General features: G+C 42.1%; 13 protein-coding genes and 1 pseudogene. 3 read left to right on the top strand and 11 right to left on the bottom strand.

The window, feature by feature from the left end:
* Positions 1 to 169 precede the first annotated feature (169 nt).
* The 5 genes from ABKJ27_RS00730 to ABKJ27_RS00710 all read right to left on the bottom strand — a co-directional run bounded on the left by ABKJ27_RS00730 (position 170) and on the right by ABKJ27_RS00710 (position 3,573).
* Entirely contained in the window at positions 170 to 1,033 is an 864-nt protein-coding gene (locus tag ABKJ27_RS00730) for an Rgg/GadR/MutR family transcriptional regulator (protein WP_020901821.1), read from the bottom strand.
* A 103-nt stretch (positions 1,034 to 1,136) separates the two neighbouring features.
* The gene (gene tsaD, locus ABKJ27_RS00725) at positions 1,137 to 2,147 is read right to left on the bottom strand and encodes a tRNA (adenosine(37)-N6)-threonylcarbamoyltransferase complex transferase subunit TsaD (RefSeq protein WP_410011840.1); all 1,011 of its coding nucleotides are present in this window, start codon (positions 2,145 to 2,147) and stop codon (positions 1,137 to 1,139) included.
* Positions 2,137 to 2,574: a ribosomal protein S18-alanine N-acetyltransferase gene (gene rimI, locus ABKJ27_RS00720; protein ID WP_410011839.1), complete on the bottom strand. Its 438-nt coding sequence runs from the start codon at positions 2,572 to 2,574 to the stop codon at positions 2,137 to 2,139. Before rimI ends, tsaD begins: the two co-directional genes overlap by 11 nt.
* Positions 2,571 to 3,254 (bottom strand): tRNA (adenosine(37)-N6)-threonylcarbamoyltransferase complex dimerization subunit type 1 TsaB, encoded by a 684-nt coding sequence (gene tsaB, locus ABKJ27_RS00715; protein ID WP_261194335.1) that lies wholly within the window; start codon positions 3,252 to 3,254, stop codon positions 2,571 to 2,573. The genes rimI and tsaB overlap by 4 nt, the downstream gene beginning before the upstream one ends.
* Positions 3,255 to 3,357: 103 nt before the next feature.
* Positions 3,358 to 3,573, bottom strand: a complete 216-nt coding sequence (locus ABKJ27_RS00710; protein ID WP_049500723.1) for a hypothetical protein — start codon at positions 3,571 to 3,573, stop codon at positions 3,358 to 3,360.
* A 279-nt stretch (positions 3,574 to 3,852) separates the two neighbouring features.
* Here ABKJ27_RS00710 and ABKJ27_RS00705 point away from each other — a divergent pair, with 279 nt between their 5' ends.
* Positions 3,853 to 4,086: a DNA-dependent RNA polymerase subunit epsilon gene (locus tag ABKJ27_RS00705; RefSeq protein ID WP_000639572.1), complete on the top strand. Its 234-nt coding sequence runs from the start codon at positions 3,853 to 3,855 to the stop codon at positions 4,084 to 4,086.
* Position 4,087: 1 nt separating this feature from the next.
* A complete protein-coding gene (gene rnjA, locus ABKJ27_RS00700; RefSeq protein WP_000331986.1) occupies positions 4,088 to 5,767 on the top strand; it encodes a ribonuclease J1 in 1,680 nt (559 codons plus the stop codon).
* A 199-nt stretch (positions 5,768 to 5,966) separates the two neighbouring features.
* Here the strand turns inward: rnjA and mnmG are convergent, their stop codons facing one another.
* The 3 genes from mnmG to mnmA all read right to left on the bottom strand — a co-directional run bounded on the left by mnmG (position 5,967) and on the right by mnmA (position 9,607).
* Complete coding sequence (gene mnmG, locus ABKJ27_RS00695; protein ID WP_410011838.1) at positions 5,967 to 7,880, bottom strand: tRNA uridine-5-carboxymethylaminomethyl(34) synthesis enzyme MnmG; 1,914 nt, start codon at positions 7,878 to 7,880, stop codon at positions 5,967 to 5,969.
* A gap of 9 nt (positions 7,881 to 7,889) precedes the next feature.
* Entirely contained in the window at positions 7,890 to 8,345 is a 456-nt protein-coding gene (locus ABKJ27_RS00690; RefSeq protein ID WP_410011837.1) for an NUDIX hydrolase, read from the bottom strand.
* A gap of 140 nt (positions 8,346 to 8,485) precedes the next feature.
* Positions 8,486 to 9,607: a tRNA 2-thiouridine(34) synthase MnmA gene (gene mnmA, locus ABKJ27_RS00685; protein WP_410011836.1), complete on the bottom strand. Its 1,122-nt coding sequence runs from the start codon at positions 9,605 to 9,607 to the stop codon at positions 8,486 to 8,488.
* Positions 9,608 to 9,910: 303 nt separating this feature from the next.
* Here mnmA and ABKJ27_RS00680 point away from each other — a divergent pair, with 303 nt between their 5' ends.
* Positions 9,911 to 10,783 (top strand): hypothetical protein, encoded by an 873-nt coding sequence (locus tag ABKJ27_RS00680; protein ID WP_410011835.1) that lies wholly within the window; start codon positions 9,911 to 9,913, stop codon positions 10,781 to 10,783.
* A 298-nt stretch (positions 10,784 to 11,081) separates the two neighbouring features.
* Here ABKJ27_RS00680 and argH read toward each other — a convergent pair.
* The 3 genes and pseudogenes from argH to ABKJ27_RS00665 form a co-directional block, all read right to left on the bottom strand.
* A pseudogene (gene argH / locus ABKJ27_RS00675) lies at positions 11,082 to 12,008 on the bottom strand (argininosuccinate lyase); the annotation flags it as partial.
* A 105-nt stretch (positions 12,009 to 12,113) separates the two neighbouring features.
* A complete protein-coding gene (locus ABKJ27_RS00670; RefSeq protein ID WP_261043281.1) occupies positions 12,114 to 12,755 on the bottom strand; it encodes an ABC transporter ATP-binding protein in 642 nt (213 codons plus the stop codon).
* Positions 12,752 to 14,860, bottom strand: a complete 2,109-nt coding sequence (locus ABKJ27_RS00665) for a bacteriocin-associated integral membrane family protein (protein ID WP_410011834.1) — start codon at positions 14,858 to 14,860, stop codon at positions 12,752 to 12,754. The genes ABKJ27_RS00670 and ABKJ27_RS00665 overlap by 4 nt, the downstream gene beginning before the upstream one ends.
* Positions 14,861 to 15,024 lie beyond the last annotated feature (164 nt).

Raw genomic sequence — 15,024 nt, 5'->3', positions numbered from 1 at the left:
CTCATAATTAAACATATACTGTACGAATTCCCATCTATAAACCACTTCTGCGACTTAGGATCTGCTTGAAGTGCTTTACAAGGATAGTATAACACGAAAATTAGCTTATTTTAGAAAATCGCATATTTGATATTTTTTCTTATAGAAATTTCAGATTTGCAATTGTTGACTACTCAATAAGTTCTTTGTATTGCTTCAAACGCAATTCGAAGAGGGCTAGCAATTGTGGATTTTCTAATACTTGCAGAGATTGGATAAATCTTTCAATCTCTTTTTGATTGCTTCCTTTGGTTTGAAGGAAAATCTTCATTTTCTTTAAAAACTGCCACAATACTTTTTCAAAAACATCGTATGGACGAAGCATGCTCTCTAGCTCAGCTTCAAAAATTGGGATATAAGAGAAAAGTTTACGCTCCATGAGTTCTGATATAATATTCAGAAATCCACTTTTCATATACAATCGATTATGTACCAACTCTTTAAATTCCCTAGATTTCTCAATTAAAGCGGTCGATAAAAATATCAAATCTTGATTGCTCAAGAAGGGCATGGTATTGCAAAAGAGATAGAGTTCAAACCAGGTCCAAGACTCAATAGCATAGAGATAGATAGTCAAAAACTCGCTATCTTCTTTTACTAATGGATAGTTCTTATTTAAGGAATGGAGTGCGTTTTTAATTACAATGGCATTCAAACGACGATAGGTCTCTGCCATCTGTTCTTGCTCGACTTCCTCCAACAGTTGCTCTAAACCAGCTATATCTTGGTGGGCAAAGCGATCCACAACCTTTCTACCAATCTGCATATGTAGGGATTCTTGATAATTGTTTAGCTTATGACCAAACTCATCAAAATTCATATTGATCCCTTGGATGGCTAGGATCAACTTATCCGCAGATAGCATAGACTGCCCTAGTTCAAACTTGGACAACTGAGAGGCTGTTAGACCAGCACAAGCCACATCTGACTGCTTGAGCTTTCTCGCCAAACGTAATTCCTTGTAAAATTCTCCCAACTCCATTCTCTCAATCATCTCACCACCTCCTATTTTTTATATAGTATATCATTATTCACAATTATTTGTCAAAATATTCTGACATTTAAGAGAGCAAAAAAGCCAGCCCTAAGCTGACTCTTTATTCCATGGTATCAAAAGCGAGACTTGGTTTGGCATTGAGGTCCAAGCTTGCAAAGTTTTCTTTGTTCCATTCGCTGACGCTGGCATAGGCAATCATACCTGCATTGTCTCCGCAGAGGCGCAGAGGTGGAATGATGACCTTGACATCTGCGATTTCGGTTGCTAAGCGTTCTCTGAGACCTTTATTGGCTGCCACACCTCCAGCCACAACTAGGGTTTTAACAGGATATTTCTCCAAAGCCTTCTTGGTTTTTGCCATGAGAATATCCAAGACAGCTGTTTGGAAAGATGCACACAAATCCTTTGTAGACAGGCTTTCTCCCTTTTGTTCGGCATTGTGATGAAGATTGATAAAGGCAGACTTCAAACCTGAGAATGAAAACTCCAGATTATCTTCCTTGATCATAGCACGAGGGAAATCATAAATATCCTGCCCCTGATGAGCTAGCTCGTCAATCTCACGACCGGCAGGATAGGTAAAGCCCATGACACGGCCAACCTTATCATAGGCCTCACCAACCGCGTCATCTCGCGTTTCCCCAACAATCTTGTAATCACCAGCCTCAGAAACATAAACTAACTCTGTGTGTCCACCGCTAACCAAGAGGGCTAGCAAGGGAAACTCCAAAGGCTCCACGCTCTGAGCTGCCATGAGATGGCCAGCCATGTGATTAACAGGAATCAGCGGAAGTCCATGTGCCCAAGCAAAGGCCTTAGCAGCTGATAAACCAACAAGCAAGGCTCCAACCAAGCCCGGTCCATAGGTAACCGCAACAGCTGTCACGTCCTCTTCGGTAATCCCTGCTTCTGCCAGAGCCTCCTCGATACAGGCTGTAATGACCTCGACATGGTGACGACTGGCTACTTCTGGCACTACGCCCCCAAAACGTTTGTGACTCTCAATTTGACTAGCAATGACATTGGACAAGAGCTCATCGTCGTTTTTCAAGACGGCGACACTAGTCTCGTCACAGGATGTCTCAAATGCTAAAATATATCTATCCTTCATCTATTTCTCTCTTCATGATGATGGCGTCCTCGACTGGATCATGGTAGTAGGACTTTCGCCCAGCGATGACTGCCATCTTTTCTTTCTTGTAAAATGCTTGCGCTCGTTGGTTTGACTTTCTGACTTCGAGGAAAATCTCCTTATCTGTCGGCAATTGAGCAAACAAGGCTGACGCAATTCCCTTACCCTGATAGGCTCCTTTTACAGCGATTTGCAAGACTTCTGCCTCAAAGAGATTCTCCTGAACAGCTAGAAAGCCAATCACTTCTGCCCCATCATAAGCCAGAACATACCAAGTCTGGTCTTGAGCCAGGTCTGCTTGAATTTGCTCCAGCGTCCAAGGACTGACTGGGTAAACAGCTGCCATAACAGCGTAGATGGCTTGAGCTAGGTCAGTCTGTCTTTGGATTCGTTTGATCTCTATCATAGGCGTTTAATATAAGACTCACCAGACTCGGTGTGGTTCTTGAGCCAATTTTCCTCAGCCTCAACACGTTTGAGGTAGTTCGGCACAAAATCATGCAAGGAATCTGCTTCCTGGTCCCAAGCCCAAAGGGCTAGATTGGCTGCATTTGGCAAGGTTTCTTTGTAATTAGTCCTTGGCAAGTGTTCTTGAATCTGCTCAACAAAGGGGCCGACTTCTCCGACAAAGGTAACCTGACTAGCACCCTTGATTAACTCAATCACTCTCTCAAAGGGCAGGTGCGCTTCTGGCATGACAGGATTAGCATTTTCATAAAATCCTGCATAAACGTTGTTGCGACGCGCATCCATCAAAGGGACGAACAAGCCTTCTTGTTGGTAGGGCACCAGAGCCAAGAGGCTAGACATACCGACTAACTCAATGTTCAGAGTATGAGCAAGCGTCTTGGCAGTGGCTACCGCGATTCGCAAACCCGTGTAGCTACCTGGTCCCTCTGCCACCACGATTCGGTCCAAGTCCTTGGGAGTCCAGTCCAAACTCACCATCAAAAAATCGATGGCAGGCATGAGGGTAATACTGTGATTTTTCTTAATATTAATAGTCGTCTCAGCAAGAACCTGCTTGTCCTCTAAAATGGCGAGAGAAAGAGCCTTGCTGGACGTATCAAAAGCTAATACTTTCATAACACATTCCTATCTTTTTGTCTGATTACTATTATACTACAAAAGCTGGCACATGGGAATTTTCTTTGCCCCCAAACAAAAATGCCCCAGCAGAGCAGGGCATCTAAGCATTTAATCCAAAGTAAAATATAAACCAAACGACATAGGTTACGAGGAGGAGAAAAAGCGAGTAGAGAGTCACAAAGGTAATTTTCCACAAGAACTTGGTTTGTCGTTGTTCCAGTTTGGCAAATAGAAGATTCCCTCCATAAACGCAAGCAACAAAAACAATAAAAGCTACTAAGCGAGCTCCAATAGCAAAAGCAAATAAGTTATACATAGGGCAACCTCCTTGACTTAAAAACTATAGGGAATTGTGACAAGCTATAAATTCCACTTACGTTATCAAGATAACATATTTCCTCTATTTTTGCAAACGCTTACCAATAAGTGAGCCTATGACTTTCTCGTTTCCGTCTTTTACTAATTTTTCATTTTGTGGTATAATTGAAATAATTGTAACGAATCAAGGTCAATCTAGACAAAAAATGGAATGAAATCAAGCAATTCTCTGCTAAAAGTTTGGAATAAGCTGACCTGTAAAATAGAAAGGAACTATATGATTTACAAAGTTTTTTATCAAGAAACAAAAGAACGTAGCCCACGCCGTGAAACTACACGCGCACTTTACCTAGACATCGATGCCAGCTCAGAACTTGAGGGCCGTATCGCTGCTCGCCAACTTGTCGAAGAAAATCGCCCAGAGTACAATATCGAGTATATCGAACTCTTGTCTGACAAATTGCTAGATTACGAAAAAGAAACTGGCGCCTTCGAAATCACGGAGTTCTAATATGGCCTATACTCTTAAACCTGAAGAAGTCGGCGTTTTTGCCATCGGTGGTCTGGGAGAAATCGGGAAAAACACTTACGGAATTGAATACCAAGATGAGATTATCATCGTCGATGCTGGGATTAAATTCCCAGAAGATGACTTGCTGGGTATCGACTACGTCATTCCTGATTACTCTTACATCGTGGACAATATCGACCGCGTCAAGGCTGTTCTGATTACACACGGACACGAGGACCACATCGGTGGAATTCCTTTCCTGCTCAAGCAAGCAAATGTCCCTATCTATGCTGGACCACTTGCCTTGGCTTTGATCCGTGGGAAACTCGAAGAACACGGCCTCTTGCGCAACGCCAAACTTTACGAAATCAACCACAATACTGAGTTGACCTTTAAAAATCTCAAGGCAACTTTCTTTAGAACGACTCACTCTATTCCAGAGCCTTTGGGGATTGTCATTCATACACCTCAAGGAAAAATCGTTTGTACGGGTGACTTCAAGTTCGACTTTACTCCAGTTGGAGAACCAGCGGACTTGCACCGTATGGCTGCTCTTGGTGAAGAAGGCGTGCTCTGTCTCCTGTCTGACTCGACAAATGCAGAAGTGCCAACCTTTACCAACTCTGAAAAAGTCGTTGGTCAGTCCATCATGAAGATTATCCAAGGCATCGAAGGACGTATCATCTTTGCATCCTTTGCCTCAAATATCTTCCGTCTCCAGCAAGCAACAGAAGCTGCTGTTAAGACTGGACGTAAGATTGCGGTCTTTGGTCGCTCTATGGAAAAGGCCATTGTCAACGGAATCGAGCTTGGCTACATCAAAGCTCCTAAGGGAACCTTTATCGAGCCAAATGAAATCAAAGACTACCCTGCAGGCGAGGTTCTTATCCTCTGTACAGGTAGTCAGGGTGAACCTATGGCGGCCCTCTCTCGTATCGCAAACGGAACCCACCGTCAGGTGCAGCTTCAACCAGGTGATACAGTCATCTTCTCTTCAAGTCCAATCCCTGGAAACACTACTAGCGTCAACAAGCTGATTAACATCATTTCAGAAGCTGGTGTAGAAGTTATCCACGGTAAGGTTAACAATATCCATACATCTGGACACGGTGGCCAGCAAGAGCAAAAACTCATGCTCCGCTTGATTAAGCCAAAATACTTCATGCCTGTCCACGGTGAATACCGCATGCAAAAGGTCCACGCTGGACTAGCAGTGGATACTGGTGTTGAGAAGGACAATATCTTTATCATGAGCAATGGTGATGTGCTTGCCCTTACTGCTGACTCAGCTCGTATAGCAGGTCATTTCAACGCCCAAGACATCTATGTCGATGGAAATCGTATCGGCGAAATCGGTGCTGCCGTTCTCAAAGATCGTCGTGATCTATCTGAAGACGGGGTCGTTCTGGCAGTCGCAACTGTTGACTTCAAATCGCAGATGATTCTATCTGGTCCCGATATCCTCAGCCGAGGTTTTGTCTACATGAGAGAGTCTGGAGACTTGATTCGTCAAAGTCAGCGTATCCTTTTCAATGCCATTCGTATCGCACTGAAAAACAAGGACGCTAGCGTGCAATCTGTCAATGGTGCCATTGTCAACGCAATTCGCCCCTTCCTCTATGAAAATACAGAACGTGAACCGATTATCATCCCGATGATTCTCACGCCAGATGAAGAATAAATCATAAAACAGCCCCGTTTTCGGAGCTGTTTTTCTCTATGCTTTCTTTTGAGATTAAAAGTCAATAAAAATCGAAATCAGACTAGAAGGCTAGGCGAAAGCATAACTTGAGTTAGCTCCCATAGTTCGGGGAACTATGGGAGGCTGGAGATGAATCAAAGCCAAGCTTTGAACTCATTCGTAAGAAGCCGACGACGTATCATTTTGATTTTTGAAGATTTTTAGAAATACTACGATTTTTACCTTCAAGATACACCATCAAAATAGAAATATCTGCTGGGTTTACTCCCGAAATACGGCTGGCTTGGCCGATGGTTTCTGGATTGATGAGTTTGAACTTCTGACGGGCTTCAGTTGCGATAGAATCAATGTCATCCCAGTCGATATTGGCTGGAATGCGTTTTTCTTCCATGCGTTTCATCTTGGAAACATGATCCATGGCTTTGGAAATATAGCCTTCGTACTTGATTTCTGTTTCAATCAATTCAATAATCTTGTCATCCAAGTCCTCAGCAGCTGGTCCGATGAAGGCCACCACATCTTGGTAAGAAACTTCTGGACGGCGAAGGAATTCCTTAGCTGTCACTGCATCGGTCAACGGCTTGAAGCCCATCTCCTCAACCTTAGCATTGGTTTCCTTGACTGGCTTGAGTTTGATACTGTCTAGGCGCTTCATCTCATTGTCAAATTGATTTTTCTTGATTTCAAAACGAGCCCAGCGTTCATCATCCACAAGGCCAATCTCGCGTCCCATCTCTGTCAAACGCATATCAGCATTGTCATGGCGAAGAATGAGACGGTATTCAGCACGACTGGTCAAGAGACGGTAAGGTTCAATAGTGCCCTTGGTCACCAAGTCATCAATCATTACCCCAATATAGCCATCACTGCGCTTCAAAATCAACTCTGGCTTGCCTTGGATTTTCAGAGCCGCATTGATACCAGCGATAATCCCTTGACCTGCAGCCTCTTCGTAACCTGATGTTCCATTGGTCTGACCAGCAGTGAAAAGTCCGGAGATTTTCTTGGTTTCCAGAGTCGCACGCAACTGGTGTGGCAAGACCATGTCATACTCGATAGCATAACCAGTTCGCATCATCTCCGCATTTTCCAAACCTTTGATAGAATGAACCAACTCACGCTGTACATCCTCAGGCAGACTGGTTGAAAGTCCTTGGACATAGACTTCCTCTGTATTGCGCCCTTCTGGCTCAAGGAAGAGTTGGTGGCGTTCCTTGTCCGCAAAGCGCACAATCTTATCCTCAATCGACGGACAGTAACGAGGTCCCACTCCCTTGACCACACCTGTAAACATAGGCGCACGGTGAAGGTTGTTTTGGATAATCTCATGACTGGTACCATTGGTATAGGTCAACCAGCATGGCACTTGGTCCTTGACATAATCCTCATCACGTGAAGTGTAGGAGAAGTGATTCGGTGCTTCATCTCCTGGCTGAATCTCTGTCACGTCGTAGTTGATAGAAGAAGCCTTGACACGTGGAGGGGTTCCTGTCTTGAAACGACCAATTTCGAGTCCTAATTCCTTGAGATTGTCAGCAAGGTTAATAGAAGCTAGGCTGTGGTTAGGACCTGATGAGTACTTGAGGTCTCCGATAATAATTTCCCCACGGAGGGCCGTCCCTGTCGTCACGATAACAGCCTTAGCAGCATATTCTTGATGGGTTGCTGTACGGACACCGACAACCTTACCATCTTCCACCAAAATCTCATCAATCATGGTCTGACGAAGGGTCAGATTTTCTTGATTTTCAACCGTCTTGCGCATCTCCTTAGAGTAAAGTTCCTTGTCAGCCTGCGCACGAAGGGCACGAACAGCTGGTCCCTTCCCTGTGTTGAGCATCTTCATCTGGATATAAGTCTTGTCAATGGTCTTAGCCATTTCCCCACCGAGGGCATCAACTTCACGCACGACAATCCCCTTGGCAGATCCACCGATTGAGGGATTACAAGGCATGAAAGCCAACATTTCAATGTTGATGGTCGCAAGCAAGACCTTGCAGCCCATACGGCTGGCAGCTAAGGAAGCCTCGACCCCAGCGTGTCCCGCACCAATTACAATAATATCGTATTCTTCAGTAAAATTATAAGTCATATTTCTCTCCTATTCCTCAAGATGAATGTGTCGCAGTTGGCCGTCCCAATCGGGTAGGGCTGTTTTTAAAAAAGCTGGAACTAGATGGATATCCTTAAGCTTATCTAAGTCAATCCATTCACAGGGTTGCGTTTTCTCATCTTCCTGCATGCTCAATGGAGCATCCTCAAGCAAATCCACCAGATAATGAAACTCGATATTGTGATAGGAAACACCGTCCTGTTCAAAACGATTTTCAACTACAAAAGCTAGCTGCCCAGCTTGAGCTTTAACACTCAGTTCTTCCCTCACTTCACGGACTACCGCGTCTTCCGTTCTTTCATTGACTTGAATCGCACCGCCGATAGTGTAATACTTGCCCTTATCTTTGGTAACTAGGAGCTTGCGATTTTGAAGAATCAAGGCTGTCGCCCGAACGCCAAAAACCGTATTTCCCACTTTTGTCCGAAAGTCTTGTTGAGTCATTTTTATCCTTTCCTTTAAACGACACAAAAACAGTCAAAACTCCAAAGAAGTGCAGGACAAAAAAGCCTGCAACATCCATGAGCTTTGACCATCATTTCTATTGCTTTTATTATTGTAGCAAATTGAGAAAATTTGTCAATCTAAATGTACTGACAAACTTGTCCGCCACGGTAAGCATTGTCAATCAAGCCACCACCTAGACACTCTTCGCCATCGTAAAATACAACTGCCTGTCCTGGTGTAATCGCGCGTTGTGGTTCCGCAAAGATGACCTCTGCCTTGTCTCCTTTGACATGGACGGTCACCTTAGAATCAGGCTGACGGTAGCGGAATTTAGCCGTACATTCGAGCGTAAACTCCTCTGGCATGTCACGAGTAAAGTGGACTTGACTGGCTTCTAGACTGGTTGACATGAGCGAATCATGATAGAATCCTTGTCCTACATAGAGAATATTCTTGCTCAGGTCTTTTCCGACAACAAACCAAGGCGCATTGTCACCACCGTGTTGGCCACCGATACCGAGTCCGCCACGCTGACCGATTGTATAATACATAAGTCCTGCATGCTCGCCCATATCGCGACCATCCACAGTCATCATGCGACCAGGTTGAGCTGGCAGGTAGTTGCTGAGGAAATTTTTAAAGTTCTTTTCTCCGATAAAGCAAATCCCTGTCGAGTCTTTCTTCTTAGCAGTCGCAAGGCCTGCTTCTTCTGCTAGTCTGCGAACTTCAGGTTTTTCCAAATGTCCCAGAGGGAACATAGTTTTTTGCAGTTGTTCCTGCGAAAGTTGGCTGAGGAAATAGGTCTGGTCCTTGCCATTGTCCACGCCGCGAAGCATGTGAACTGTCCCGTCCTCATCACGCGCCACTCGGGCATAGTGCCCAGTCGCTACATAGTCTGCCCCCAAGGTCATGGCATAGTCCAAAAAGGCCTTGAACTTGATTTCCTTGTTGCACATAACATCTGGATTTGGCGTGCGCCCTGCACGATATTCCGCTAGAAAATACTCAAAAACGCGGTCCCAGTACTCTTTTTCAAAATTGACAGAGTAATAGGGAATGCCGATCTGGTCTGCCACCGCAGCCACATCCTTGTAATCTTCGGTCGCCGTACAGACGCCGTTTTCATCTGTGTCGTCCCAGTTCTTCATGAAGATACCGATAACATCGTAGCCCTGCTCCTTGAGAAGAAGAGCCGTCACCGACGAATCAACACCACCACTCATCCCCACAACAACACGTGTTTTAGAGTTATCACTCATGGTAAGTCTCCCATCTATTCGTTTATTCACGATTGAAGGTCGTGTGTGCTTTAACGATTGAAGGTCGCTTGAGCAGTATTCATTATAACATGCTTGGTTGGAGAAGACAAGAAAGAGGCTGATAATCTACAAGCCTCTCTGCAAATACATATATAATTGTTTAAAAAGAGGGTAATTTATATCTTAATCCCTCTACTGCTTATTATCTTATTTATAAAATAAACTAAAAATGATATACTGTAATGAGGAGGAATACGTACATGATCCCTTAAAGATACTACCATCCATGTACGTAGAACGATTGTGAAAAACTACAAAGATATTCTAAAATCAAAAAACACCATTTTTACTATTATCATTGTCGCAAGTCTTGGACTTTTAATAGGTTTAGTCATTCATCAAGAAAACATCTTAACAGAACGAGGCAATATTGCTTTCTTCAAACGGCAAAAAAATGAACAAGATGTCGAACAAGTAAAAAAAGCCATCAAAGATTTTAATATCGATTCTGAAACAATTATAGAGGATTGGAAAAAAATTCAAGAATTGAAGCCAAACACTGACGAAGGCAAGCAAACATTAGCAGACTTTCTTGCTACTACTGCCGATAAAATCACAAATCATTATACTGAAAAAGCTTTAAAAATGGATATAAAGGAATCCGATAGTCAGTTTGAAGATAAACAAAAACTTGAAACAGCCATCACTTCCTTACAAAAAATACTAGAAATCATTAAAAGTGTCAACTCCACAAGCGAACAAGCCACTATTGATGAAAAAATAAAACCCATCCAAGAACTAATTTCTAAATTCCAAAAGCAAGTTGAAGTCTTGACTAAAAAAGAAGGACAAAAGACTGACAAAAAAGAAACAGGAACGACTAGTAGCGAGGGGGAAAGAGAAACCTATTCTTCAGGAGGAGGGAGCTACACTCCAACCTATACTGAGTCAAATGGGAGCAGATACAGTTCACAAGCGCCTGCAAGCGAACAACCTTCATCTGATAGTGCTGGCAGCAGCGGAAATGATGTGGCAAGTACACAAAATCAAGCAGCTAATACTTCAGAAGCTCAAGCAGAGACTAATACCAATAGTAACAATGCTGAAGTTCCCACAACAAACAGTGATGATCTCGCTAGTTTAGGTGGCGGAGTTACATCATTCGGTCAGCAGTAATACTTAAGAAAAAGACTGACCAAAAAGCTTTTAAATCAGAAAAACGCATATTATCAGGTAGACAATGAACTGCACCCTAAAAGTTAGACAGAAAAAATCTAACTTTTGGGGGTCAGTACACAAAAACCTTGATAATATGCGTTTATTGTGGAAAGATTTACTTCATTTCTTCTGAAATTGAGTTTATATTCATCCTACATAGTAGACAAAAAATCATTACAAAACGGATAAAAATCACAAAATAAGCTCACACTGCCTTATTATGAAAATAAGCTTGCGCCTTTATTTTTACTGCTTATCAACTTTTTAAATCTTCATTCGCTTTCTTAGCCACTGCAATCTGGTATTTCACTTGGTCAAATCCTGTACCTCCCAAAGAATTTCGTCTTTGAACAGCAGTTTTAGGTTGCAAGTAGACATAAATATCCTCGGAAATAAGAGAATGATAGGTTTGTAATTCCTCCGAAGTCCAATCTTGAATATTTTTAGCAGGCTTGATAGAGTCTAGCACTAATCTTCCCACAACCTCATGAGCTTCTCTAAATGGCAAGCCTTTCCCTGCCAATACATCGAGGGAATTTAAAATCGTTTCGACCGTGTCAAACATTCCTTCCTTATTCTCTTGCAGATCCTTATTATAAGCTAAAGGCAAGGACTTCATGACTGTCAACAGTCCAAACAAATGTCCATAAACTCTACCAGTCTTTCCTCGAATCAACTCAGCCATATCTGGATTTTTATTTTGGGGCATAATAGAGGAACCTGTTGTAAACGTATCTGACAAGGTAATAAATTGGTACTCAAAGCTACACCAATTGATCATTTCTTCACCAAAACGGCTCATATGCATCATGAGTATGCTGGCATTGGACAGAAATTCTAAGATAAAATCGCGGTCACTAACAGCATCCAAAGAATTTGTATACGGTTGCTTAAACTCCAACAAATCACTAGTCACGTAGTGATCAATGGAGAAAATCGTCCCTGCCAAAGCTGCTGTACCTAGAGGGCATAGGTCTGTATGCTTCTGGTTGAATTCAAAACACTCACTGTCTCTCTGAAACACATTGTAGTAAGCCATCAGGTGGTGGGCAAAACTAATAGGCTGGGCATGTTGCAGATGAGTATAGCCCGGCATGATAGTCTCCACATGATTTTCCGCCAAGTCTAATAAAACACCTTTGAGATGAGCCAGTTTATCTAGGACATGGCCAAGTTGTTCCTTAAAAACCTAGAAATGCTACATGAAAATGTCATTCCTAGGAGTATTTATGCTATTTATCTATGGGGAAACATGAGTATTCAGTCAGTCAAAATAAGCAGAGCTAACTCATTTCCCCTCGCCCAATTCAATGATTCGATGACATTGTTGGGCTACATAAGCATCGTGGGTCACAATAATGACTGTTTTCCCTTCTCGATTCATCTCTAAGAGAAACTTCAAGACCAAATCTCTATTTTCAGGGTCCAGCGAACCTGTAGGTTCATCGGCTAAAATCAGCTGGCTGGGTTTTAAGATGGCTCTAGCAACTGCAATTCGTTGTTGCTCCCCACCAGATAACTCGGAAACCTTTTGATGCAACGTAGATGACAAACCTACTCTCTCTAAAATCTCTTCCACCTTTTTGAGCTTGTCTTTCTTAGACAATTTCACATATTTCAGTGCCAGCATGAGATTGTACTCGACCGTTTCATCATCAATCAGGGCAAAATTTTGAAACAGATAAGAGATATGTTCACGGATTATTGTTTGTGACTTAGCAGAATTGACTGCTAGATTTGTCTGACCAAAAATCTCATACCGTCCACTATAATCACCATCTATCAAACCTAATAAATTTAACAAGGTCGACTTACCACTACCACTCTTGCCAACAATGGCTACCAAATCCCCCTGATCAATCCTGAGAGATAAGTTATCCAAAATCACTTTTCCCCCAATGGTTTTGGTAATGTTTTTCAACTCAATCATAAGATGCCCCCTTTCAATAACTCTACTAGACTTTTTTTCTCCATCCTAGAAGCCAAGACTAGCACAAATAGTATATCCAAACATGTAAAACCTGCAAAAAGTAGGAGTGGCAAAAGCGCATAGACAAAGAAAATCAAGACTAGAAGAGGGAGACTATAGCCCAGCAAGAGCAGAACTAAGAGAGCGCGGTAGCGATCGACCAGTTTCCACCCCATAAACTTCTTGGTAATGATATCCCTGCGCTTCAACAAGAAAGTAGTAACGAGTAAAAAGTAGGAGACAATCATACTGAGAAGAGCAAATAAGGCAAACAGAACGTTAAAATTACGAACAGAATCCCGATAGGTATCGACCATCTCCTCTTGAATTGCTTGAATCGATGAAAATTTTAAATAGCTACCATCAGATAAGTTATCGACTAACTCCGTAATCACTTTTTGATTTTGTTCTGTATTTTCAACTTTCATCGGGTTGTTTAAACCTGTCGTTGACAAGCGAGTCTTTTCTTCCCACATCATGTCTTGATCATTTACCAGACTAATGATTGGATTATGGAGATTTTCCTTTCGCTCATTGTTATAAGGGAAGAAAGACCAATCTCCTTCATAGTAGGCAATTTCTACATCCATATCTTCTATCCTTTGCTTTTGCTGATCTTCATACCTCATAGAAAGATAGGCTATGGATTTTCCCAAGAACTGATTCTTACCTTCTTGTCCTTTATCACTGGCTGGCATCAAAATAACTTTTTTAGTGCCGATATCAGGTAACTTGAATCCCTTGCTCTTTAGAAAATTGCTATTAGCATAGTAAACATCTACCTCATCAGGCAGTTGGTACTGCTGTACTTGTTCAGCTTTGATGACTGGTTTGATAGGAAGACTCGCACTTCGCACATAGTTTACTTGTGTTTTTGCTAGCAAGTCTTGATAAAATTGGTAGAAATAATCTGTAGATTTCCCTGACCCTGCTAGCTCTTCTTGCCACAGGTTATCATTGAGTTGGAAGGTTTCTAAAGTCAAGTAATTCCCTTGGCTTACCCACTGTTGCTGATAAGCAAGTTCTTTGTTTTCTTGTTCTAGACTTCTGCCCACCCCAATCAGTAAGGCCGTCAGTAAAATAGTTGTCCCTATTTTCATCACATAATTGAAGATAAGACCAAGTTTGACAGATGAAAAACCTTTCAACATGGAACTGACTGTCATTTTCTGAATCATCAGGTAGGTCAGCCAACTGATGAACAAATACAACTGTAAAAGCAGAAATTGGGATAAGAGTAAACTTGGGAACAGAAGTTTTGGTCTGTAGTCCAGCACTAAAAATAGTCCCAAGTCAATGATAAGACTTCCACCCAAGAGAAGATAAAAATTAGTCTTTACAAAACCAGCTAAAATCGCCCTGCTTTGAAAACCAAGTAACTTTTGAACCCCCACTCGTTTCATCTCCATCATCGGCTGATAAACTGTCATTAAAATCACAAGCAAGATTGCCAAAATAAAGATAATGATAGATAGTAACAAAGCTTGATTTAGCACTCCAACCTGACTTCGGTAAGTGGGTTCTAATAAAATCGTTTTATCTATCTGGAAAAAATCACTCCACTTTTGTAGAATGGTATCACGATCTATCTCTTTGCTGGAGGTAATCATGTAGCGTCCATTTACAGTATGGAATTTATCCTCAATATAGGATTGGAAGGTCTGGAGTCGAATGAGTTTCACCTTTAAAAAGGTGGGAATGGTTCCTAGATTATTGGGAAGATCCTGGTTGCTGTAGACCCCCTTCTCATTCTTTGAAAAATCAAGAGAAGTCAGACCGAACTCCTGATAGGGGAAGGTTTCCTTATCAAAAACACCAGCCTTGACCACCTCATCGCCATTATCTACTTTGATAATAGAGACCTTGTCTTGACTTGCAACCTCTTCAAAAAACTGGAGAATAGTTTCTGTCGGTTTAGTGACATCTTTCAAGTACAAGTCAAATGAATAAGTTGTCTTGCCCATCTCCTGAATCCGCACTATTTCACGTGTAACATTTACATTCAGGACAAAAAACGTAGTACACAGCAAAAGCAAGAGCATACAAAGATGACTGATTTTTTTCATAGAGATACCTCCCGTGAAGAGACGAAAGTGAGATAGGTGCAGGTAATTTTTATTTTTTACTAAATTTTAAGTAGGTGTAAATAAATCCTGCACTTATAGCCAGAGTTATCCACCATTTAAAATCAATATGTAAAAGTGAAAAGATTACAAAACTGATGAACAGC

Origin of the sequence: Streptococcus sp. KHUD_011 (assembly GCF_046352925.1) — a bacterium.
GTDB lineage: Bacteria > Bacillota > Bacilli > Lactobacillales > Streptococcaceae > Streptococcus.
This window is presented reverse-complemented; position numbering and strand designations above follow the sequence as displayed.

Bases quoted from the DNA above. Each gene is read 5' to 3' on its own strand.
- rnjA (WP_000331986.1), top strand. From the start codon at position 4,088: ATGGCCTATACTCTTAAACCTGAAGAAGTCGGCGTTTTTGCCATCGGT.
- tsaB (WP_261194335.1), bottom strand. From the start codon at position 3,254: ATGAAAGTATTAGCTTTTGATACGTCCAGCAAGGCTCTTTCTCTCGCC.
- ABKJ27_RS00670 (WP_261043281.1), bottom strand. From the start codon at position 12,755: ATGATTGAGTTGAAAAACATTACCAAAACCATTGGGGGAAAAGTGATT.
- ABKJ27_RS00705 (WP_000639572.1), top strand. From the start codon at position 3,853: ATGATTTACAAAGTTTTTTATCAAGAAACAAAAGAACGTAGCCCACGC.
- ABKJ27_RS00710 (WP_049500723.1), bottom strand. From the start codon at position 3,573: ATGTATAACTTATTTGCTTTTGCTATTGGAGCTCGCTTAGTAGCTTTT.
- ABKJ27_RS00690 (WP_410011837.1), bottom strand. From the start codon at position 8,345: ATGACTCAACAAGACTTTCGGACAAAAGTGGGAAATACGGTTTTTGGC.
- mnmG (WP_410011838.1), bottom strand. From the start codon at position 7,880: ATGACTTATAATTTTACTGAAGAATACGATATTATTGTAATTGGTGCG.
- rimI (WP_410011839.1), bottom strand. From the start codon at position 2,574: ATGATAGAGATCAAACGAATCCAAAGACAGACTGACCTAGCTCAAGCC.
- mnmA (WP_410011836.1), bottom strand. From the start codon at position 9,607: ATGAGTGATAACTCTAAAACACGTGTTGTTGTGGGGATGAGTGGTGGT.
- ABKJ27_RS00665 (WP_410011834.1), bottom strand. From the start codon at position 14,860: ATGAAAAAAATCAGTCATCTTTGTATGCTCTTGCTTTTGCTGTGTACT.
- ABKJ27_RS00730 (WP_020901821.1), bottom strand. From the start codon at position 1,033: ATGATTGAGAGAATGGAGTTGGGAGAATTTTACAAGGAATTACGTTTG.
- tsaD (WP_410011840.1), bottom strand. From the start codon at position 2,147: ATGAAGGATAGATATATTTTAGCATTTGAGACATCCTGTGACGAGACT.